This window comes from Nitrogeniibacter aestuarii (assembly GCF_017309585.1).
Taxonomy (GTDB): Bacteria; Pseudomonadota; Gammaproteobacteria; order Burkholderiales; family Rhodocyclaceae; genus Nitrogeniibacter; species Nitrogeniibacter aestuarii.
Genome location: NZ_CP071321.1, coordinates 3,840,362 through 3,860,547 on the forward strand (window position 1 = coordinate 3,840,362; position 20,186 = coordinate 3,860,547).

The following is a 20,186-nucleotide window of genomic DNA, read 5'->3' on the forward strand; positions in this document are numbered from 1 at the left end:
GACCGGCCGATCGCCATGAGAACAGCGGTGACGCATTGGGTGATGCGTCACCTGCAGGTTTACCATCGCAAATCTGGAGAGTTCTACCCAATGAGCCAATTCGCCGATGCCGCACTGGCAGCCGCACCGGACTACGTCCGCAATGAAAAACTCAAACAGTGGGTCGCACAGATCGCCGAGCTCACCGAGCCCGCGCAGGTCGTCTGGTGCGACGGCTCCCAGGAAGAATACGACCGTCTGTGTGCCGAAATGGTTGAAGCCGGCACGCTGATCAAGCTGAACGAAGAAAAGCGTCCGAATTCCTACCTGGCCTGGTCCGATCCGTCGGATGTGGCCCGTGTGGAAGACCGCACCTTCATCTGCTCCGAAAACAAGGGTGACGCCGGCCCGACCAACAACTGGGAAGACCCGGCCACCATGCGCAAGACCCTGAACGAGCTGTTCAAGGGCTGCATGCATGGTCGCACCATGTACGTCATCCCGTTCTCCATGGGTCCGCTCGGCTCCCCGATCGCCCACATTGGCGTCGAGATCTCCGACAGCGCCTACGTGGTGACCAACATGCGCACCATGACCCGCATGGGCAAGGGCGTGTTTGACGTGCTCGGCACCGACGGTGAATTCGTGCCCTGCGTGCACACCGTGGGCGCACCGCTAGCCGAAGGCGAGAAAGACGCCCGTTGGCCGTGCAACCCCGACACCAAATACATCGTCCACTACCCCGAAACCCGCGAAATCTGGTCATACGGCTCGGGTTACGGCGGCAACGCACTGCTGGGCAAGAAGTGCTTCGCCCTGCGTATTGCCTCCACCATGGCGCGTGATGAAGGCTGGCTGGCCGAGCACATGCTCATCCTTGGCGTCGAGTCCCCCGAAGGCGAAAAGACCTACGTGGCGGCGGCCTTCCCGTCCGCCTGCGGCAAGACCAACTTCGCCATGCTGATTCCGCCGAAGTCTTTCGACGGCTGGAAAGTCACCACCGTGGGTGACGACATTGCCTGGATCAAACCGGGCCCGGACGGTCGCTTCTACGCCATCAACCCTGAAGCCGGCTACTTCGGCGTTGCCCCGGGCACATCCGAGAAGACCAACTTCAACGCCATGGCCACCCTGAAGGAAAACATCATCTTCACCAACGTCGCACTGACCGACGACGGCGATGTGTGGTGGGAAGGCATGAGCAAGCAAGCACCGGCTCACCTGATCGACTGGCAAGGCAAGGACTGGACGCCGGAAATCGCCAAGGAAACCGGTCGCAAGGCCGCTCACCCGAACGCGCGCTTCACCGCCCCGGCCAACCAGTGCCCGTCCATCGACGCCGACTGGGAAGATCCTCAGGGCGTGCCCATCTCCGCCTTCATCTTCGGCGGCCGTCGCGCCACCACCGTGCCGCTGGTCTATCAAGCCTTCAACTGGAACTTCGGCGTGTACATGGCCGCCACCCTCGGCTCCGAAACCACGGCTGCTGCCTTCGGCGCCCAGGGCGTGGTCCGTCGTGACCCGTTCGCCATGCTGCCGTTCTGCGGCTACCACATGGGTGACTACTTCAACCACTGGCTGAAAATGGGTCACGTGGTCGAGAACACCCCGAAGATCTTCTGCGTGAACTGGTTCCGCATGAACGAAAAGGGCGAGTTCATGTGGCCGGGCTTCTCCGACAACATGCGCGTCCTGAAGTGGATCGTCGATCGCGTCAAGGGCAAGATCGGTGCGAAAGAAACCGCACTGGGCTGGATGCCGAAGTTCGAGGATCTGGACTGGACCGACGCCGACATCACCCGCGAAGAGTTCGATGCGCTGACCACGGTGGATGCCGAAGCCTGGCAAAAAGAGCTCGAGTTGCACAAGGAATGGTTCGACAAGCTGTCCGACCGCCTGCCGCGTCAGATGACGCTCAAGCGTGAGCTGTTCGAACTGGCCCTGTCCGCCTGAGCCAGCCCCCGCGGGCGAATCAACGCTCCATGACAAACGCCGGCCCTGCGCCGGCGTTTGTTTTTTGCAGGGACGCGCATCGGCTGACGGCGCCGCATGATCCGCCTATCATCTTCACATGCCCTCTTCCCGGATGTCTCATGAACCGTCCCGACCGCTTTCTTTCCGACCGCCTCCATGACATCGAGCCATTCCATGTCATGGAATTGCTTCGGCGCGCGCGAACGCTCGAGGCACAGGGGCGCGACATCATTCACATGGAAGTGGGCGAGCCGGATTTCAACACGCCTCAGCCCATCATCGACGCCGCGACGCGATTTCTGGCCACCGGCCATGTTCACTACACCTCCGGCCTGGGCATGCCGTCGCTGCGAGAGGCGGTCGCCCGCTTCTATGCCGAGCGCTTCAAAGTCGACATCAACCCAGATCGCATCATCATCACACCGGGGGCATCCGGCGCCCTGATGCTGGCTCTGGCCGCCACCACCAACCCCGGGGACATCTGGCTCATGGGTGACCCCACCTATCCGTCCAATCGTCACCTGGTCCGTGCTTTCGAGGGCTCGGTTCATCTGCTGCCGGTGGGGCCGGAGCAGGCCTACCAGCCCTCAGCCGCCCAGGTGACAGACGCCTGGCAGGCCCGTTGTCGCGGTCTCATGGTGGCCTCACCCTCGAACCCGACCGGTACGATCATCTCTCCGGAGCAACTCGATGCGCTGGCCACTGCCGTACGCACGAAAGCGGGCGTACTGATCGTGGACGAGATTTACCAGGGACTGACCTACGGGGTCAGTGACAGCACCGCGCTACAACACCTGGACGACGCTTTTGTGATCAACAGCTTTAGCAAGTTCTTCGGCATGACGGGATGGCGCCTCGGCTGGCTGGTCGCCCCGGAAGGTTTCGCACGCGACATCGAACGACTGGCGCAACATTTCTTCATCGCGCCATCAACCGTCGCCCAGCATGCCGCGCTCGCTGCTTTCAGCCCGGCCGCCATGGCCATCCACGAAGAACGCAGAGACGCCTTTGACGCGCGACGCAAGGTGCTGCTTCCGGGCTTGCGCGAACTAGGATTCAAGGTGGGCACCGAGCCGCAGGGCGCGTTTTACGTTTACGCCGATATCTCCGCACTCGCCGACGATTGCGAATCCCTGGCGCAGCGCCTGATCGAAGAGGCGGGCGTCGCCGCGACGCCTGGCATCGACTTTGGTCACCACCGCAGCCGCGCACACATGCGCTTTGCCTACACCACCGGGATTGACCGCCTCCACGAAGCACTCGAGCGGATCGCCAGAATCGTCAAATAATGAAAAGGCGACGCTCAGTGCGTCGCCTTTGCCACCACCTTGAACGCTCAGGCTGCACTGGAGGCAATCTTCTCCAGTTTGGCTTTCATGGACAGGACCTTGCGGGCATAACCCGCCTCAGGGTCGGAAAGCGCGCCGCCGTAGTACTGCAAGGCGCGGGTCAGAGACCCGTAGCGACGCAGACCCTCCTTGATCACCAATGAGCCGACACGGACATTGGTCACCGGATCGAAAAGTGCATTCGGCCCGGCGTCCTCGCCGATCTTGTCCATATGAAACTTCGGGATCACCTGCATCAAGCCTTGGGCACCGACGGTCGACTCCGCCATCGGATTGAAACTCGACTCGATCGCCATGACGGCGACGATCAGCAGCGGATCAATGCCAAGTTGCTCACCGGAAACGAGCGCACGCGTCATCGGCGCTTCAAGTGCGCTGGCTGACACACGGTAACGCTTGGCGACGTAGCGGCGCACGCGGTCGAGCTCGGGCGTCAATCCGGCCACATCGTCAGCCTGACCGTCCGACTCGAGCATCTTGGCAACGGCAAGGTCAAAATGAGTATCGACCTGAGCCTGTTGCGCTGGCGTGGGCACGGCTTCGGCGGCGTTGGCGGCATTCATCGCAGCGGCCAGAGGCACTTCGATGCGCTTGTGCTCGATGGCGTTGGCAGCAACGCCGATGATTGACATGATCCCCATGGCCAGCAAGGCACCGTGGGCAAGATGGGATGCAAACGCACCAGCGGCGCGAGAGCTTTGTTGGAGTGCTGTTGCGAACTTCATGTGGTACCTCCAAGTGGCCCGCCCGTTCGCCATGAATCCAGCCTGGATTCACTTGGTTCCGGCACCTCGCATCCGGCGCTCCGTGCCGGGGTATCGCGAGTGAATCTGGCGGGTCGCCAGTGGGGTTCCATCGCACCGCAACGTGTGTAGATGGAACATGTGCTGTCATGCCCGAAGGCACGAATTAACTATGCTGCACTGCAGCAGGAGTCGCACTTTATTGATTTGTAAGAGAATTGTCAATCCGTCCGGATCCCGCGTGTTTACAGGAGATGCAAAATGCATGAGCCTGAATGCCGCGCGTTTACTGAACATCGGGCACCGCAAAAAAACGGGGCCCGAAGGCCCCGTTCGTCGGATTTCGTCGGTCCGCGCCGACGATCACAGGCTGAAACTCAAGCCAGGGGCGGGATCCGCAGCACTTGACCCGGATAGATCTTGTCCGGATCGGACAACATCGGCTTGTTGGCCTCGAAGATCACCATGTACTTGTTGGCGCTGCCATAGAAGGTCTTGGCAATGCCCGACAGCGTGTCACCACGCACGACGGTATGGAACTGTGCCTCCGGCTCCGGGTTGGTCACGGTGATGGTGTCTTCCACCTCAGCCACCCCCGCGACATTGCCTGCGGCCAGCAGCACCTTCTCCTTGCTTGCCTGATCCGGCGTGGTACCGCCAACGGTGACGACAGACCTGGCACCATCGAATGAAACAGTCAGGCCCTCAACAGGCAGTTTCAGCGTTTCGATGTATTTCTTGATGGCTTCGGCCGCCTTGGCATTGGCATCGGGCGCACTTTCGGCCGCAGCCGCTTCGCCCGTACCGAACAATTTTTCACCGGCTTCCTTGATGAAGCTGAACAGACCCATGGTTCTGACTCCTGTCTTGATTTTTCACAACGCCGCAAACACCTTGCAGCCTATCCGACCTTATACGTCAGTTCGATGACACAGGGAAATCCCTGCAAAGGAAACTTGCGTGTCTTGCCCCGGCGGCAGTGCGCCCACGGCCTGTGCCAGCGCCGTCCAGTCGAAGTACGGCCCCGGATCCGTCTTGCGTCCCGGGGCGATATCGCTGTGTCCTGCAATCGCCATGATGGGGTAGTGCCGCCGCACCGCGGCGATGACCTCCGCCAACCGGACATACTGGCCGGGCTCGAAAGGCTGGGTGTCCGAGCCCTCAAGCTCGATGCCGATGGAAAAGTCATTGCAGCGCGAGCGTCCGTTCCACTCGCTGAGCCCGGCATGCCATGCCCGTTCGTCGAAGGAGACAAACTGGATCAACTCGCCGCTGCGGCGAATGAATACGTGGGCGGAAACCCGCAGGTGATCAATGGTGGCGAAGTACGGATGTGCCGCCGGGTCGAGGGTATTGGTGAACAACTGCGCCACCCCGGGTCCGTCGAACTGCTCCGGCGGCAGACTGATGGCATGGACCACGACCAGATCGATGGCGTGTCCTTCGGGCCGGGCGTCGCGATTCGGAGAGTCGATTCGCCGTACGCCTTCGAACCAGCCCTCGGCATCCACCACCAGCGCCGGGGCACTCATTCCTTCATGCCCAGGCGCTCCATGCGGTAACGCAAGGAGCGGAACGTCACCTTGAGCAAACGGGCCGCTGCCGTGCGGTTGCCATCCGTGCGCCCCAGCGCCTCGAGAATTGCCTGGCGCTCGGCTTCGTCCAGGTATTCCTGCAAACCATCACGCAGCGCCTGGCTGCCGTCGAAACCCGACTCAGCACTGGTGAGATCGGTATCTGCGGGCAACACCGGATCAAGGGCGAGATCCTCGACATGAATGATGTCGTCTCCACACAGGGCAAGCGCGCGTTCGAGGGTATTTTCCAGCTCCCGCACGTTGCCCGGAAATCCGTAGGCGGCGAGCGCCTGTGTAGCTTGCGTGGACAGCCGGGGAATGGGCAACCCGGCCTGTTCCGCCAAGCGGCTCAGGAGTGCGTCAGCCAGTGCCGGAATGTCTTCCTTGCGCTCGCGCAGCGCCGGCATCTTCAGTTCGATGACGTTCAGCCGGTAGAACAGATCCTGCCGGAAACGCTGGTCGTCCACGAGTTGCTTGAGGTTCTGATGGGTGGCACTGACGATGCGCACATCCACCGGCGTCTCCTCGGTCTCGCCGATGCGTCGAACCCGCTTTTCCTGGATCACACGGAGCAGCTTGACCTGCATCGACAGGGGCAGGTCGGCAACCTCGTCGAGAAACAGGGTGCCTCCATGGGCCGCATGGAAAAAACCGTCATGATCCTTGTCGGCCCCCGTGAATGCCCCCTTCCGGTAACCGAAGAACTCGCTTTCCATGAGGTTGTCGGGGATTGCGCCGCAGTTGACCGCCACAAAAGCCGAGTCGGCCCGCGGCCCTAGACCGTGAATCGCTCGAGCGGCCCGTTCCTTGCCACTGCCGGACTCGCCCGAGATGTAGACCGGCGCCTGACTGCGTGCGAGCTTCTCGATGAGCTTGCGCACCTGCTCCATGGCGCCAGATTCACCAATGAGAAAGGCACTGGCGTCTTTTTCACCAGCATCCTTGCCTTGCGTCGGCAGTCTGAACACCGACTTGACCAGCGCCCGCAGCTGTTCGAGCGATACCGGTTTGGCCAGATAGTCAAAGGCACCCGCCTTGAGTGCAACCACCGCGTTCTCCATGCTCCCGTAGGCAGTGATGACCGCCACCGGGAGATCGGCACAGTGCTCACTGATATGACGCACCAGCGCCAGTCCATCGCCATCGGGCAAGCGCATGTCGGTGAGGCACAGCCGGTATTCGTTCTCGTCGAGCAGCGCCCGCGCATCGGCCACGCTGCCGGCTGAATGCGAGCCCAAGCCCATGCGAATCAGCGTCATCTCGAGCAGTTCGCGGATGTCTTCTTCGTCATCCACCACGAGCACGTCCGCTCCGCGGGGCCCCTGGCGTCGATCATTCGTACTCATGGCTGGCTCAGTCCCGTAAGGCAGAAATGCGCACCACGCTCGCTGTCGAGGAGCGTCAGACTGGCGCGATTGGCTTCGGCCAGTTCCCTGGCGATGTAGAGGCCAAGGCCGGTGCCCTTGGCGTGAGTCGTGAAGAAAGGCTCGAACAGCTGGGCGCGGTGGTCAGGGCTGATGCCCGGACCGTCGTCGATCACGTGCAGGGCTGTCCGCACGCCGTCGCCTTCCACCCACAGGCGGATTGCGCCGGGGCGCTCGCTCGCATACCGACGTGCGTTGCCGAGCAGGTTCCACAGGATCTGGTGCAGGTGAGCGCGATCGAAGGCCAGCGTGGCGCGAGCGTCGATATCAGCCTCCACCTGAGCTTTCTCGGCCTCACCGTGCAAGGTGAATTCATCCAGAAATTCGGTCAGGTAGGCATCAAGCTTGAGCGATTCGAGATGTGCCCGGTCCCGCCGACCGAGTGACAGGACATCACGGACTAGCTGTTCGATCCGCTGAGCGTTGTCGTTAATGATGCGCGTCAGGCGAATCTGCCCTTCTGCCCGCTTCTCTTCACGCAACAACTCCGCGGCATGACTGACCGCCGTCAGCGGATTGCGTATCTCGTGCGCGATGCCTGCCGTCAGGCGCCCGAGGGCGGCCAGTTTGATCTGCTGGGCCTGCGCCTGAATCTGCTCCATGTCTTCAAGATAGACGATCAGATCGCCCCCTTCTTCCATGGGAGGGATCGCGCGAAAACGGATCGCTTTGCCGCTGGAGAGCATCAGTTGATGGCCTTCGGCACAGCTTGCGGGCTCGCTCAACGCGGTGGCCAGCACCGGCGCCACCGCGGCCAACGGGCGACCTGGTGCGAGTTCGCAGCCCAGCAGGCGAGCCGCCTGGGGATTGCCCTGGCTGACCGTGAGCGATTCATCGAGCACCAGCACACCATCGGGCATGTCTTCAATGATGCGCTCGTTGATCGTGCGCTGCTTGACCAGGTCGGCCCCACGGGCCTCGGCAAGTACTTCGTTCGCCAGCGCGCGGCTGGCCAGATAGCGGGCCACCAGGGCCACGCCGAAAAACCCGACGCACACCATGCCGACCAGCGCGAAGTCGGAAGCCTCCCGCCCGCCGAAAGTCCGGAACACGTTCTCGACCAGGACGGCCACAGTGGCCAGTGCCGCGTAGAACAGCACCAGACGCCCCTGGCCGACGAGGCCACCACCGGCCAGCATGATCATGAGCAGGGTCGGCAGTCCCCCTCGCACCCCCCCGCTGGCGTGCATCAGCAACGCCAAGGCGAGAATGTCGGCCACCATCTGGATGGTGACGAGACGATTCAGCCCGAGTTTGCGAATGGCGTCGGGAAAACCAAGGGCGAGCACCGTGACCAGGTAGGCGATCGACACGGCGACGAACATGACCGGCGCGTCCTCGCCCAGGCCGAGCGAACTGCCGAAGACGAGAAAAACGATCGCGATGAACAGCCGGAACAGGTTCAGGTAGCGCAGCGCCGCACTGCGCGACGCGTCGGCACTGGGGAGGACGACCGCTCGAGCGTCAGTCATCCTGGCCACGCGCATGCGCGTCACAGCAATAGAAGTGTTCGCGCTGGGTGACGCCTTCGCTTTCCGGCACATGGAGTCCGCAGCGGTGGCAGGCGAGCATGCGTTCAGCGTTCGGTGCCTGCTTTGAGGACGCCCGGGGCCGGGAGGCCTTGCCCATCTGGCTGATCAGGCGTCGCCCCCAGAAAATGGCGGCGAGGACGAGGACAAAAACCAGCAGTTTCAACACGACGGCGCACGCTCAGGAAGGAATCCGGCCGAGTTTAGCATGGCCCTGAAGAGGGCAATGTCACGCCGCTCAGAGCGCGCACAGGCGCTCGCAAGCGGCCGCCAGCGTGGCCTCATCCTTGGCAAAACAGAAGCGCACGACATGCGCGTCCCGGCCATCATGATGAAACGCCGAGACCGGAATCGCGGCGACCCCTACCGTCCGGGTCAGCCACTCGACAAAGCTGGTATCCGGCTCGTCGGAAAGCGCCGCATACGAGGCCAGCTGGAAGTAGGTGCCGCCGCAGGGCAGCAAGTCGAATTTCGACGCCCCCAGCGCCTCGCGAAAATAATCCCGCTTGGCCTGATAGAACGCGGCCAGACCGAGGTGACGCTCGGCCCGTTCCATGTAGTCGGCCAGGGCCAGCTGAACAGGCGTATTGACCGTGAATACGTTGAACTGATGCACCTTGCGGAACTCGACCATCAACTCGGCGGGCGCCAGCACGTATCCGACCTTCCAGCCGGTGATGTGATAGGTCTTGCCGAAACTGGACACGATGATGCTGCGCGCCGCCAGATCCGAATGGCGTCCACAGCTCTCATGACGCGCGCCGTCGAACACGATGTGCTCGTACACTTCGTCCGACACCACGACGATATCGGTTCCATCGACCAGTTGCGCCAGCGCACGCAAGTCGTCTTCGGTCCACACGGCCCCGGTGGGGTTGTGCGGCGTGTTGATCATGATCATCCGCGTACGCGGCGTGATGGCTGCCCTCAACGCCGTCCAGTCAGGGCGATAGTGCGGCGCGGCCAGTGACACTCGCACCGGAATCCCCCCCTGCAGTTCGATGGCGGGCACGTATGAGTCGTAAACGGGTTCAAGCACGACCACTTCATCGCCCGGATGCACCAGTGCGGCCACGGCCGTAAACAAGGCTTGAGTGGCCCCCGCGGTGACCGTCACTTCGGTTTCGGGGTCGTACTCGGCGCCGTACAGGTGGCTCACCTTCGCCGCAATCGCTTCGCGCAGGGCCGGCATCCCCGCCATGGGTGGGTATTGATTCATGCCGGCATGCATCCAGTGCGATACGCGATCGAAAAGGAATGGCTCGGCATTGAAGTCAGGGTAGCCCTGGGACAGATTGACCGCTCCCGCTTCATGCGCCATGCGCGACATCACGGTAAAGATGGTCGTGCCCACCCGGGGCAATCGGGATCGGGGCATCACGGCAGCGTGGGGCATGGGCAGCACTCTCGAGGGGTGAGGTTGGCCATTCTACCGGGCGGAAAGCCCGCGCTTCCACAGACCCACCTGAACGAACGAGCGGGAATATTCCACAGTCGTATTGACTGAGTCGCGCCCCCCGCCTTTACTGAGTTGATCAACCTGACCAGACTCCCCCATGCGTCTGCAAGACCACCTGGACAGCCTACGCCGCGCGACCGGCCTTGAAGCACTTCAGAAGGCTTTCGAAGGCGCGCTGACGTGCTTTGGCTTCCAGCACTATCAATTCGTCCTGCTCAACGACCATCCCCAGCTGCATGCCGGCGACAAAGGGGTGGTTCTGTGCACCTATCCGGCAGCCTGGACCCGACGCTATGAGCGCGAGGGGTTTGCCCACCTCGACCCGATGCGCCAGGCCGCCATCGAGCACCACACACCATTCACCTGGGACGCACTCAGGCAAAACCCGTCGCTGAACGGCAGCCAACAAGCCGTTCTGGATGCGATCGAGGAGGCGGGTCTGGTCTCAGGGATTGGCATTCCCCTGCATGGGCCCGCCGGCGCCTGTGCCACGATCGGCCTGGCCTCCACACAGGCTGACATCCGCCTGGACGCCCGCGTCCTCACCCAACTGCACATGCTCGGTCTCGGCCTGTACAACCGGTTCTGGAGCCTTCAGTTGCGTCGCAGCGAGGGGTCCGACCGCACCGCACTGTCAGCGCGTGAGCAAGACATCCTGCTGCTGCTGGCGCGAGGCCACACCAAGGCGGACATCAGCCGCATCCGGCACATCTCGATCCATACGGTCGACCATCATGTGCGCAACGTGCTCAAGAAACTCAATGCGCGCAACGCCACTTCAGCCGTCTATCACGCCACCAGCCGCGGGCTGATTCCAATGATGGGCAAAAATGGTGACGAATTGAAAACCACGTGATTACGTAGGTCCGGCACGCATTCATTTTCCATAAATTCAAGCATGCCAGCGCACTAACGCCAGCACGCTTGCGTCGGGCGCCTTCGTCCATGTCATCCAGGGGGTCTGTCATGACAATCCGCTCTGCCCGGCGCTTTCGCCTGGCGCCTGCCGCCGCTGCCATCGGGCTCGCGTTCTCCTGCGCACCCGCACTGGCGATCAATGTCACTGCGATCAACTCCGGCGACTGGATCAGCCCAACCACGTGGGATCAGGGTGCTGAACCCGGCTCCCTTGACAGCGCCAGCCTGGCGTTCTTTACACTGACGCTCGATGTGGACCGTGACATCGCCGGGTTTTTCCACACCAGCGGCACGCTGACCGGCACCGGCAACCTCATCGTCACCGGCGACTCGACCTGGACCAGCGGCACCCAGAGCGGCACCGGCTCGACCACCTACACCGGGCTGCTCAATCTCGAAGACGGCACCAGCACCATCAGCGGCCGTGCCGTCTCGGCCAGCAACACGCGCTGGAATGCCGGGCATCTGAACCTAACCGGTGGGGCCACCTTCAACAACAACGGTACTTTCGACAACGTCACCAGCACCAACTTCGTCGTCTTTGCCAACGCCGGCTCCGCGTTCAACAACACCGGCACCTACAACAAGTCCGGCGGGGCGACCAACCAGATTCAGGCGCTCTTCAACAACACCGGCACCGTCAACGTCGACGCCGGGGTGCTCCAGCTGAGCGGGGGCGGCACCCACACCGGCAGCTTCAACATCGCCTCGGGCGCCGAACTGGCCTTCTACGGTGGCACCCACAATCTGGATGCCGGCACCGCCGTCAGCGGCTCTGGCGGGCTGCGTGCCTACAACGGCACCATCAACGTCAATGCCGGCGCCAGTCTGGCCGACAACACCGCGCTGACCATCAACTTCGCCACCGTGAATCTGGCCACCGATGAGCAGATCGCCACGCTCGATCAGACCGGCGGCACGCTGACCGGCACCGGCAACCTCATCGTCACCGGCGACTCGACCTGGACCAGCGGCACCCAGAGCGGCACCGGCTCGACCACCTACACCGGGCTGCTCAATCTCGAAGACGGCACCAGCACCATCAGCGGCCGTGCCGTCTCGGCCAGCAACACGCGCTGGAATGCCGGGCATCTGAACCTAACCGGTGGGGCCACCTTCAACAACAACGGTACTTTCGACAACGTCACCAGCACCAACTTCGTCGTCTTTGCCAACGCCGGCTCCGCGTTCAACAACACCGGCACCTTCAACAAGTCCGGCGGGGCGACCAACCAGATTCAGGCACTCTTCAACAACACCGGCACCGTCAACGTCGACGCCGGGGTGCTCCAGCTGAGCGGGGGCGGCACCCACACCGGCAGCTTCAACATCGCCTCGGGCGCCGAACTGGCCTTCTACGGTGGCACCCACAATCTGGATGCCGGCACCGCCGTCAGCGGCTCTGGCGGGCTGCGTGCCTACAACGGCACCATCAACGTCAATGCCGGCGCCAGTCTGGCCGACAACACCGCGCTGACCATCAACTTCGCCACCCTGAATCTGGCCACTGATGAGCAGATCGCCACGCTCGATCAGACCGGCGGCGCGCTGACCGGCACCGGCAACCTCATCGTCACCGGCGACTCGACCTGGACCAGCGGCACCCAGAGCGGCACCGGCTCGACCACCTACACCGGGCTGCTCAACCTCGAAGACGGCACCAGCACCATCAGCGGCCGTGCCGTCTCGGCCAGCAACACGCGCTGGAATGCCGGGCATCTGAACCTGACCGGTGGGGCCACCTTCAACAACAACGGTACTTTCGACAACGTCACCAGCACCAACTTCGTCGTCTTTGCCAACGCCGGCTCCGCGTTCAACAACACCGGCACCTACAACAAGTCCGGCGGGGCGACCAACCAGATTCAGGCGCTCTTCAACAACACCGGCACCGTCAACGTCGACGCCGGGGTGCTCCAGCTGAGCGGGGGCGGTACCCACACCGGCAGCTTCAACATCGCCTCGGGCGCCGAACTGGCCTTCTACGGTGGCACCCACAATCTGGATGCCGGCACCGCCGTCAGCGGCTCTGGCGGGCTGCGTGCCTACAACGGCACCATCAACGTCAATGCCGGCGCCAGTCTGGCCGACAACACCGCGCTGACCATCAACTTCGCCACCCTGAATCTGGCCACTGATGAGCAGATCGCCACGCTCGATCAGACCGGCGGCGCGCTGACCGGCACCGGCAACCTCATCGTCACCGGCGACTCGACCTGGACCAGCGGCACTCAGAGCGGCACCGGCTCGACCACCTACACCGGGCTGCTCAATCTCGAAGACGGCACCAGCACCCTCAATGGCCGCGCCGTCTCGGCCAGCAACACGCGCTGGAATGCCGGGCATCTGAACCTGACCGGTGGGGCCACCTTCAACAACACCGGCACTTTCGACAACGCCACCAGCGCCAACTTCACGGTGTTCGGTAACGCCGGGACCGCGTTCAACAACGTCGGCACCTACACCAAGAGCGGCGCATCGGTCTCCAGCGTCAATACGACGTTCACCAACAGCGGCCTGATCGACATCCAGTCCGGGATATTGCAGATCAACACCCCCTTCGAGAACACCGGCACCATTCAGATCGCCAGTACCGCCATCCTGGTCGGGAATACCAGTGATTTCCGCAACGAAGGCGTGCTGACCGGGTCCGGGCACGTTGATGCCCCCCAAGCCGCAGGGTTCGTCAATCAGGGCGTGATCGCGCCGGGAAGCGGCATCGGCACAATGTCCTTCGGCGGAGACCTGCATCTGGGGACCGACAGCGTGCTGGAGATTCAACTGACCGATGCGGCCAGCTTCGACCAGATCGCCATCGATGGCGACATCAGCATCGGCGGCTTGCTTGCCCTCGAGAATCTCGGCTATAGCCCGACGGTGGGCGACAGCTTCGTGATCGCGACCTTCGATGCACAGACCACGCCGGGGTCCTTCTCGGACATCACCTGGAGTGGCTTTGGCGCGGGTGTCACGTTCTTTGCCACCTACAACGCCGACCACATCATCCTGAACGTGGCCGCGGTGCCCGAGCCCGCGGAATACCTGATGATGCTCGCCGGCCTTGGCGTCATTGGTGCCGTTTCCCGGCGACGCCAGAGACGCTGAGAGGTTCAGCCTGCCGAGGCGCCCGCTCAGGGCGCCTTTTCTTATTGCAGGAGGCTTCGTCGGGATAAAATCGCGCTCATGACCGACGCCGGAAGTTCGATGACACCCACACGCCCGATCACCTGGTTCGATGATCACGCCCTCATTCTCGACCAGACCCGACTGCCCCACGCAACCCACATGCTGACGCTACGCACGCTGGAGGCCGCGGCCGAGGCGATTCGCGACATGCAGATCCGTGGCGCGCCATTGATCGGCGCCACCGCGGCTTGCGGCGTCGCCCTGGCCTTGCGAGACGACGGATCGGACAGCCGCCTCGAATCCGCCCTGGCCCTCCTGGCCGCAACGCGGCCGACTGCGGTCAACCTGCATTGGGCGCTCGAACGCATGGCACGGCGTCTTCGTCCGCTACCGGTGTCTGACCGACATGCGGCGGCGGTTGCCGAAAGCCACGCCATCATCGAAGAAGACATCGACACCAATTGCCGCATCGGCCAACACGGGCTGGACATCCTTCGCGCGATTGCAGAACGCAAGCATGGCCGGGTGCGCGTCATGACCCACTGCAACGCCGGCTGGCTGGCAACGGCCGACCATGGCACCGCCTTGTCGCCCATCTATGCGGCCCACGCCGAGGGCATGGACGTGTCGGTCTGGGTCAGCGAAACACGTCCGCGCAATCAGGGGCTACTCACCGCCTGGGAGCTGCGCGCGCGGGGTGTCCCGCACACACTGATTGCCGACAACGCAGCCGGCCTGCTGCTGATGCGCGGCGAGGTGGATGTGGTCATCACGGGGGCCGATCGCGTTGCCGCCAATGGCGACACGGCCAACAAGATCGGCACCTACCTCAAGGCGCTGGCGGCCCACGACAACGCCGTGCCCTTCTATATTGCCGCGCCGGTATCGACCATCGACTTTGCCTGCCCCGGCGGCGAGCACATTCCGATCGAGGATCGCCATGGCGACGAAGTCCGTTGCATCGCCGGACTGACCCGAGACGGCCAATCCGCCGAAGTGCGCATTGCGCCGAGCGAAACGGCCGTGGCCAACCCTGCGTTCGACGTCACGCCAGCACGTCTGATCACCGGCATCATCACCGAGCACGGCATCTGCACGCCCGCGCAGGTCAGGGCACTCGGAGGGACATGAGCATGGAAACCACTGACCAGCTTCTGGAGATCGCCCGCGGCATGAGTGACGCCCGGCTGTCGGTGGGCACCGCGGGCAATGTCAGCCTGCGCACGCCGGCAGGCATGGTCATCACTCCTTCCGGTCTGGCCCCGCACCGCTGTACCGCTGCCGAAATGAGCAGTGTCGGCATGGACGGCAAGAGCACCGGCCGCCTGGCACCGTCGAGCGAATGGCGCATGCATCGGGACATCTACGCCGCACGCCCCGACATCAATGCCATCCTGCATGCCCATGCGCCCTTCGCCACCGCACTGGCCTGCCATCGGCTGACCATCCCGCCCTTCCACTACATGATTGCGCGCTTCGGTGGCGACGATGTGCGTTGCGGCGACTACGCCACGTTTGGGACCCAGGCCCTGTCGGATGCCACCCTCGCCGCCCTCCATGAGCGCAGCGCCTGCCTGATGGCCAACCACGGCATGATCGTGCTGGCCGAATCAGCCGACGAACTGCTGCCACGCGCCATTGAATTCGAAATGCTGTGCGAACACTTCTGGCGCACCCGCAGCCTGGGGGACCCGGTTCTTCTGAATCCCGACCAGATCAAGGAAGCCATTGTCCGATTCAGCGACTATGGACGTCCCCAAGACAATCCGGACTGACACCCCCTCATGAATCCCCACCCAGCCGCCCCCGACGCATCCGCCATCCGCGAAGCACTTCGCGCCGTTCAAGACCCCGAGATCGGCATGAACATCGTTGACCTGGGCCTCGTGTACGACATTGCGGTCGAGGGCAATCGGGTGGCCGTACGCATGACCATGACGAGCCCTGCGTGCCCGATGGGCCAGATGATTCTCGACGACGTGGATGAGGCCATCGCACGGCTCTGCCCGGATCGTGAACGCTCCGTCGAACTGGTGTGGTCTCCGGAGTGGTCGCCCGCCTTGATGAGTGAGTCCGCCAAGGCGCACTTCGGCTGGCAGGACGACGATGCCTGATCTGCCGCCGCCGGGGCGCGCGCCCTTGCTGATCGGCGGTTTTGCCGGATTGATCGCCGGTGTGCTGGCCGGGCTGTGGCGCTTCGGCTGGCCGATGCCCGATCTGGTGGCCGGCGCACCGCACGGCGTCCTCATGATGTGCGCGTTCTTCGGCACGCTGATCAGCCTGGAGCGTGCCGTCGCCGTCTCGCAAGCCTGGGCCTACACCGGTCCGCTGGCCGGCGCGCTCACGTCACTTGCGCTGATCGCCGGGGCGCCGGGTCTGAGCGTCGCGCTCGGTTTTCTGGTCTGCGGCGTCGTCCTGATCGCGGCCTCTGCGTGTGCCCAGCGACGCCACGACGCCGTTCACACACGCGTGCTGACCCTGGGCGCGGTCAGCTGGCTGGTCGGCGTCATGCTCTGGCTGTGGCAACAGACACCCGACGCGGCCCAATGGTGGTGGCTGGGTTTTCTGGTGCTCACGATTGCGGGCGAACGCCTCGAGCTGTCACGTCTGGTGCGCGTGAGCCCGACCATGCAGCGGCTGTTCGTCCTGATCATCGCGCTCATCGTGCTGGGCCTCGTCGCAGCCTCGGTGGGACACACCTCAGTGCTGGGCGGCGCGCTCATCGCACTGGCCGGCTGGCTGTTCAAGGAAGACATTGCCCGACGCAACCTGCGCGCCCGGGGTCTGCCGCGCTATATCGCCATCTGCCTGCTGTCCGGTTACCTGTGGTTGATGGCCGGCGGCACCCTTCTGCTGACAACCCCCTCGCCCGGTTCGGCTGGATGGGACAGTGCCATGCACACTCTCACGGTGGGATTTGTGTTCGCCATGGTATTTGGTCACGCCCCCATCATCTTGCCTGCTGTCTTGCGCGTGAAAGTCCCGTACCATTCGGGTTTCTATCTACCTTTGGTCGGTTTGCACCTGAGTCTGGCGCTGCGTGTCATTGGCGATCTGGGCGACCTGTTTGCGCTTCGTGCCCATGGCGCGATGGGTAACGCTTTGAGCATCGCCCTGTTTGTGCTCATCATGGTGACCACAGCCACACTTGCTCGCGCTCGGACGCCGACCGCCTGACATGCGTCTGGAAGACACTCTCCGCTCCGTGCGGCAACGATCGCTCTGGAAGTCCGGCCCGGCATGAGTTCCCTGCTGAGCCTGCCCACGTACTGGCTCAGGCGGCTGAGTCTGGCCACTGTCGTCCTGGTGGTGCTCGGCCTGGCCAGCGAATTCGTGTACCGCAGCGCGCTCACCGCCCAGCGAGACCGCGTCTATGCCGAATTCCAGCTCGCCGCTGCACAGCACATCGACACCCTGCGCACACGACTGTCGGCACTGCTCGACCTGCAGGAATTGCTGGCCAAGCACGTGGATGTGGCCGGCCCCGGCTCATCGAACGAATTCGGGCAGGTCACGCGGCCCCTGATGCGCGTGCATCCTTTCATCTCGGCCATTGTCTATGCCGAGGTCGACGCGCGCGAATCGGGCGTTCGCTATCCGGTACGTTACGCACTGTCCGATGGCGTCTGGCCGCAGCCCGGCGCCAACCTGGCCGAAGAAGGGCCGCATGCCGCGTCGGCCATCGTCGCCGCCCTGGGTTCATCCAGAACCTATGCCACGCCGCCCCTGGCCAGCCCGGATGACGGCACCCCCGATGGCATCCGCCTGTTCGCCGCCGCCGGCCAGGGTGTGACCGCCGTCTTCATGCATCTCAACGATCTGGCCGAGAGCACCCTGTGGGCGGGCATGGACCCGGATGCCCGCGACATTGCCTTCACCATCGTCGACACCACCGACGGCCCGAGCCGCGCCAACGAGATCTACCGCGACACGGTCGAGGATGGCTTTCAGACCGCCTATGTCGAGGCCATACCCTTCGCCAACCGCAACTGGCTGGTGATTGCCACGCCCATGCCGACTCACTACCAGCTCGACCCGCTGCCCTCGGTGAGCCGACAACGCTATGCTGGCTGGGCCATCACCCTGCTGGCCACGCTCATCGTCGCCTTCCTGCAGTCACGCAATACGGTGATCCGCGGCCATGTGGCCCGACGCACCGCCGAGCTGGCGCGCTCCAACCAGATGCTGGCCGAGACCAACGCCACGCTCGAAGCCGAAATTCGTCACCGCATCGCCTCCGAAGCCGCCCTGCGCGAGAGTGCGACCCTGCAGCAAGCCATCCTGCACAGCGCGGACTACGCCATCATCCTCACCGACAAGGACGGCCTGGTCCGCGTCTTCAATCCGGCGGCCGAACAGATGCTCGGCTGCTCGGCGGCCGACGTGGTCGGCAAGCGCACGCCCGCCGCCTTCATTCACGAAGACGATCTGGCGCGACTCAATCAGGGCACCGGCGAGACCGGCTTTGCCGCATTGCTCGCCGGCACCCAGGATCGCGATGCGTCCGACCCGCTCGAACTCGACCTCATCCAGTGCGACGGCGGACGCCTGCCCTCATCCATCTCGGTATCGCCGATCGTCGACGCCTCGCACGGCAGCATCAGCGGCTATCTGGCCATCGCAGCGGACATCACCCACCGCAAGGCCGCCGAGTCGCGCATCCTGCACCTGGCGCACTTCGACCCACTCACCGATCTGCCCAACCGCAGCCTGCTGCATGCCCGTCTCGAAGAGGCCCTGGACACCGCCGCCACCTGCAAGCAACCGCTGGCGGTGCTGTTCCTGGATCTGGATCGCTTCAAGTACGTGAATGACTCGCTGGGCCACCAGGCCGGCGATGCCCTGCTCAAGGCCGTGTCGGGCCGCTTCCGCCACTGCGTGCGCGAGCAGGACACCGTGGCACGCATGGGCGGTGACGAGTTCATCGTCGTGCTCTCCGACTTCGAAGGCCGTGAACACGCCGCCGAGGTGGCGGGGCGCATCATCGAAGCACTCAACGCCCCGTTCGAGATCAAGGGCCACCGGCTCACGGTCACCCCCTCCATCGGCATCGCCGTGTATCCGGAGGATGGCGACAAGGCCGACCTGCTCATCAAGCATGCCGACGCGGCCATGTACCACGCCAAGGAGCAAGGGCGGAACAACTACCAGTTCTATGAGCGGCGCTTCTCCACCGACGTATCGGCCCGGCTCAATATCGAGAACCGCCTGCGCCGCGCGCTGGAAAAGGCGGAGTTCGAGGTCTACTACCAGCCGCAGGTGGAAACGGCGACCGGCGAGTTCATCGGCCTGGAAGCACTCCTGCGCTGGCGCGATCCGGAACACGGCATGGTCAGCCCGCAGGAATTCATTCCCATCGCCGAAGACTCGGGGCTGATCGTCCCCATCGGCGAATGGGTGATGCGCACGGCCTGCCAGCAGAATCAGGCCTGGCGGGCCGCGCGCCTGCTCGATGTCCCGGTGGCCGTGAATCTGTCGGCCCGCCAGTTTGACGAACACACCCTGCTGGGCACGGTATCCCGCATCCTCGAAGACACCGGCCTGCCTGCCAGCCGGCTTGAACTTGAGCTGACCGAGACTCTCATCATGCGCAATCCCGAGATGACCGCCGATGTCCTCGATGCCGGCAAGCGTCTGGGCGTGCAGATCAGCGTGGACGATTTCGGCACCGGCTACTCCAGCCTCGCCTACCTCAAGCGCTTCCCGATCGACCGGCTCAAGATCGACCGCTCGTTCATCGCCGACATCGAGACCGAGCCGGACGACGCGGCGATTGCCCAGACCATCATCGCCATGGCGCACACCCTGCGCATCGACGTGCTGGCCGAGGGAGTCGAAACCGTGGCCCAACTGCGCATGCTGCGCAACTGGGCCTGCAGCGCCTATCAAGGCTACCTGTGCAGCCACCCGCTGCCCGCGCATGAGATGACGGCCTTGCTGCGCGGATTGCGGGCTGCGCACATGCTCGGGCTGCCCGAAGCAGGGCATGTCTGAACCCGGCGTGTCGGCAAGACCGAACTGACCACGCTTGTCTTGATCGCATCCCGGACGCAGCGAATGCCATCAACGTGAAGATCCGGGCAGCGCAGATGTACCTGGTGTCGCTGA

16 protein-coding genes are annotated in these 20,186 nt (G+C 63.7%); 9 read left to right on the forward strand and 7 right to left on the reverse strand.

The annotated features are described in order from the left end of the window. Positions 1-90: 90 nt before the first annotated feature. Positions 91-1,932 carry a phosphoenolpyruvate carboxykinase (GTP) gene (locus J0W34_RS17780; RefSeq protein WP_227816591.1) on the forward strand — a complete coding sequence of 614 codons (1,842 nt, stop codon included), beginning with the start codon at positions 91-93 and terminating at the stop codon, positions 1,930-1,932. Between the two features lie 140 nt (positions 1,933-2,072). After that, positions 2,073-3,242: a pyridoxal phosphate-dependent aminotransferase gene (locus tag J0W34_RS17785; RefSeq protein WP_230969669.1), complete on the forward strand. Its 1,170-nt coding sequence runs from the start codon at positions 2,073-2,075 to the stop codon at positions 3,240-3,242. A gap of 47 nt (positions 3,243-3,289) precedes the next feature. Here J0W34_RS17785 and J0W34_RS17790 read toward each other — a convergent pair whose 3' ends face one another. From J0W34_RS17790 to J0W34_RS17820, 7 genes are all read right to left on the reverse strand, one after another. After that, positions 3,290-4,027, reverse strand: coding sequence for a transglycosylase SLT domain-containing protein (locus J0W34_RS17790; protein ID WP_230969670.1), 738 nt, complete (start codon positions 4,025-4,027; stop codon positions 3,290-3,292). Between the two features lie 395 nt (positions 4,028-4,422). Further along, on the reverse strand, positions 4,423-4,896 hold the full coding sequence (gene lysM, locus J0W34_RS17795; protein ID WP_227816594.1) for a peptidoglycan-binding protein LysM: 474 nt from the start codon (positions 4,894-4,896) through the stop codon (positions 4,423-4,425). 60 nt (positions 4,897-4,956) lie between these two features. Next, the gene (gene ampD / locus J0W34_RS17800) at positions 4,957-5,577 is read right to left on the reverse strand and encodes a 1,6-anhydro-N-acetylmuramyl-L-alanine amidase AmpD (protein WP_230969671.1); all 621 of its coding nucleotides are present in this window, start codon (positions 5,575-5,577) and stop codon (positions 4,957-4,959) included. Continuing rightward, positions 5,574-6,968: a sigma-54-dependent transcriptional regulator gene (locus J0W34_RS17805; RefSeq protein WP_230969672.1), complete on the reverse strand. Its 1,395-nt coding sequence runs from the start codon at positions 6,966-6,968 to the stop codon at positions 5,574-5,576. The genes ampD and J0W34_RS17805 overlap by 4 nt, the downstream gene beginning before the upstream one ends. Beyond that, positions 6,965-8,518, reverse strand: coding sequence for a sensor histidine kinase (locus J0W34_RS17810; RefSeq protein ID WP_230969673.1), 1,554 nt, complete (start codon positions 8,516-8,518; stop codon positions 6,965-6,967). The genes J0W34_RS17805 and J0W34_RS17810 overlap by 4 nt, the downstream gene beginning before the upstream one ends. After that, positions 8,511-8,744, reverse strand: coding sequence for a PP0621 family protein (locus tag J0W34_RS17815; RefSeq protein WP_227816598.1), 234 nt, complete (start codon positions 8,742-8,744; stop codon positions 8,511-8,513). Before J0W34_RS17815 ends, J0W34_RS17810 begins: the two co-directional genes overlap by 8 nt. Before the next feature lie 69 nt (positions 8,745-8,813). Continuing rightward, the gene (locus J0W34_RS17820) at positions 8,814-9,971 is read right to left on the reverse strand and encodes a pyridoxal phosphate-dependent aminotransferase (RefSeq protein ID WP_230969674.1); all 1,158 of its coding nucleotides are present in this window, start codon (positions 9,969-9,971) and stop codon (positions 8,814-8,816) included. A 160-nt stretch (positions 9,972-10,131) separates the two neighbouring features. On the opposite strand from J0W34_RS17820, the gene J0W34_RS17825 reads away from it, so the two are divergent. From J0W34_RS17825 to J0W34_RS17855, 7 genes are all read left to right on the forward strand, one after another. Then, positions 10,132-10,890 carry a helix-turn-helix transcriptional regulator gene (locus J0W34_RS17825; protein WP_230969675.1) on the forward strand — a complete coding sequence of 253 codons (759 nt, stop codon included), beginning with the start codon at positions 10,132-10,134 and terminating at the stop codon, positions 10,888-10,890. A 110-nt stretch (positions 10,891-11,000) separates the two neighbouring features. Next, complete coding sequence (locus tag J0W34_RS17830; RefSeq protein WP_230969676.1) at positions 11,001-14,057, forward strand: PEP-CTERM sorting domain-containing protein; 3,057 nt, start codon at positions 11,001-11,003, stop codon at positions 14,055-14,057. A 99-nt stretch (positions 14,058-14,156) separates the two neighbouring features. Then, positions 14,157-15,209 (forward strand): S-methyl-5-thioribose-1-phosphate isomerase, encoded by a 1,053-nt coding sequence (gene mtnA, locus J0W34_RS17835; RefSeq protein WP_230969677.1) that lies wholly within the window; start codon positions 14,157-14,159, stop codon positions 15,207-15,209. Next, a complete protein-coding gene (locus tag J0W34_RS17840; RefSeq protein WP_407941105.1) occupies positions 15,206-15,853 on the forward strand; it encodes a class II aldolase/adducin family protein in 648 nt (215 codons plus the stop codon). The genes mtnA and J0W34_RS17840 overlap by 4 nt, the downstream gene beginning before the upstream one ends. A 9-nt stretch (positions 15,854-15,862) precedes the next feature. After that, positions 15,863-16,192: a metal-sulfur cluster assembly factor gene (locus J0W34_RS17845; RefSeq protein WP_230969678.1), complete on the forward strand. Its 330-nt coding sequence runs from the start codon at positions 15,863-15,865 to the stop codon at positions 16,190-16,192. After that, positions 16,185-17,255 (forward strand): hypothetical protein, encoded by a 1,071-nt coding sequence (locus J0W34_RS17850; RefSeq protein WP_230969679.1) that lies wholly within the window; start codon positions 16,185-16,187, stop codon positions 17,253-17,255. Before J0W34_RS17845 ends, J0W34_RS17850 begins: the two co-directional genes overlap by 8 nt. A gap of 63 nt (positions 17,256-17,318) precedes the next feature. Beyond that, complete coding sequence (locus J0W34_RS17855; protein ID WP_230969680.1) at positions 17,319-20,072, forward strand: putative bifunctional diguanylate cyclase/phosphodiesterase; 2,754 nt, start codon at positions 17,319-17,321, stop codon at positions 20,070-20,072. Positions 20,073-20,186: the final 114 nt, after the last annotated feature.

Coding starts and splice junctions, on each gene's coding strand:
- J0W34_RS17780 (WP_227816591.1), top strand. CDS start 91: ATGAGCCAATTCGCCGATGCCGCACTGGCAGCCGCACCGGACTACGTC.
- J0W34_RS17840 (WP_407941105.1), top strand. CDS start 15,206: ATGAGCATGGAAACCACTGACCAGCTTCTGGAGATCGCCCGCGGCATG.
- J0W34_RS17850 (WP_230969679.1), top strand. CDS start 16,185: ATGCCTGATCTGCCGCCGCCGGGGCGCGCGCCCTTGCTGATCGGCGGT.
- J0W34_RS17790 (WP_230969670.1), bottom strand. CDS start 4,027: ATGAAGTTCGCAACAGCACTCCAACAAAGCTCTCGCGCCGCTGGTGCG.
- mtnA (WP_230969677.1), top strand. CDS start 14,157: ATGACACCCACACGCCCGATCACCTGGTTCGATGATCACGCCCTCATT.
- J0W34_RS17810 (WP_230969673.1), bottom strand. CDS start 8,518: ATGACTGACGCTCGAGCGGTCGTCCTCCCCAGTGCCGACGCGTCGCGC.
- J0W34_RS17785 (WP_230969669.1), top strand. CDS start 2,073: ATGAACCGTCCCGACCGCTTTCTTTCCGACCGCCTCCATGACATCGAG.
- J0W34_RS17825 (WP_230969675.1), top strand. CDS start 10,132: ATGCGTCTGCAAGACCACCTGGACAGCCTACGCCGCGCGACCGGCCTT.
- J0W34_RS17805 (WP_230969672.1), bottom strand. CDS start 6,968: ATGAGTACGAATGATCGACGCCAGGGGCCCCGCGGAGCGGACGTGCTC.
- lysM (WP_227816594.1), bottom strand. CDS start 4,896: ATGGGTCTGTTCAGCTTCATCAAGGAAGCCGGTGAAAAATTGTTCGGT.
- ampD (WP_230969671.1), bottom strand. CDS start 5,577: ATGAGTGCCCCGGCGCTGGTGGTGGATGCCGAGGGCTGGTTCGAAGGC.
- J0W34_RS17855 (WP_230969680.1), top strand. CDS start 17,319: ATGAGTTCCCTGCTGAGCCTGCCCACGTACTGGCTCAGGCGGCTGAGT.
- J0W34_RS17845 (WP_230969678.1), top strand. CDS start 15,863: ATGAATCCCCACCCAGCCGCCCCCGACGCATCCGCCATCCGCGAAGCA.
- J0W34_RS17820 (WP_230969674.1), bottom strand. CDS start 9,971: ATGCCCCACGCTGCCGTGATGCCCCGATCCCGATTGCCCCGGGTGGGC.
- J0W34_RS17830 (WP_230969676.1), top strand. CDS start 11,001: ATGACAATCCGCTCTGCCCGGCGCTTTCGCCTGGCGCCTGCCGCCGCT.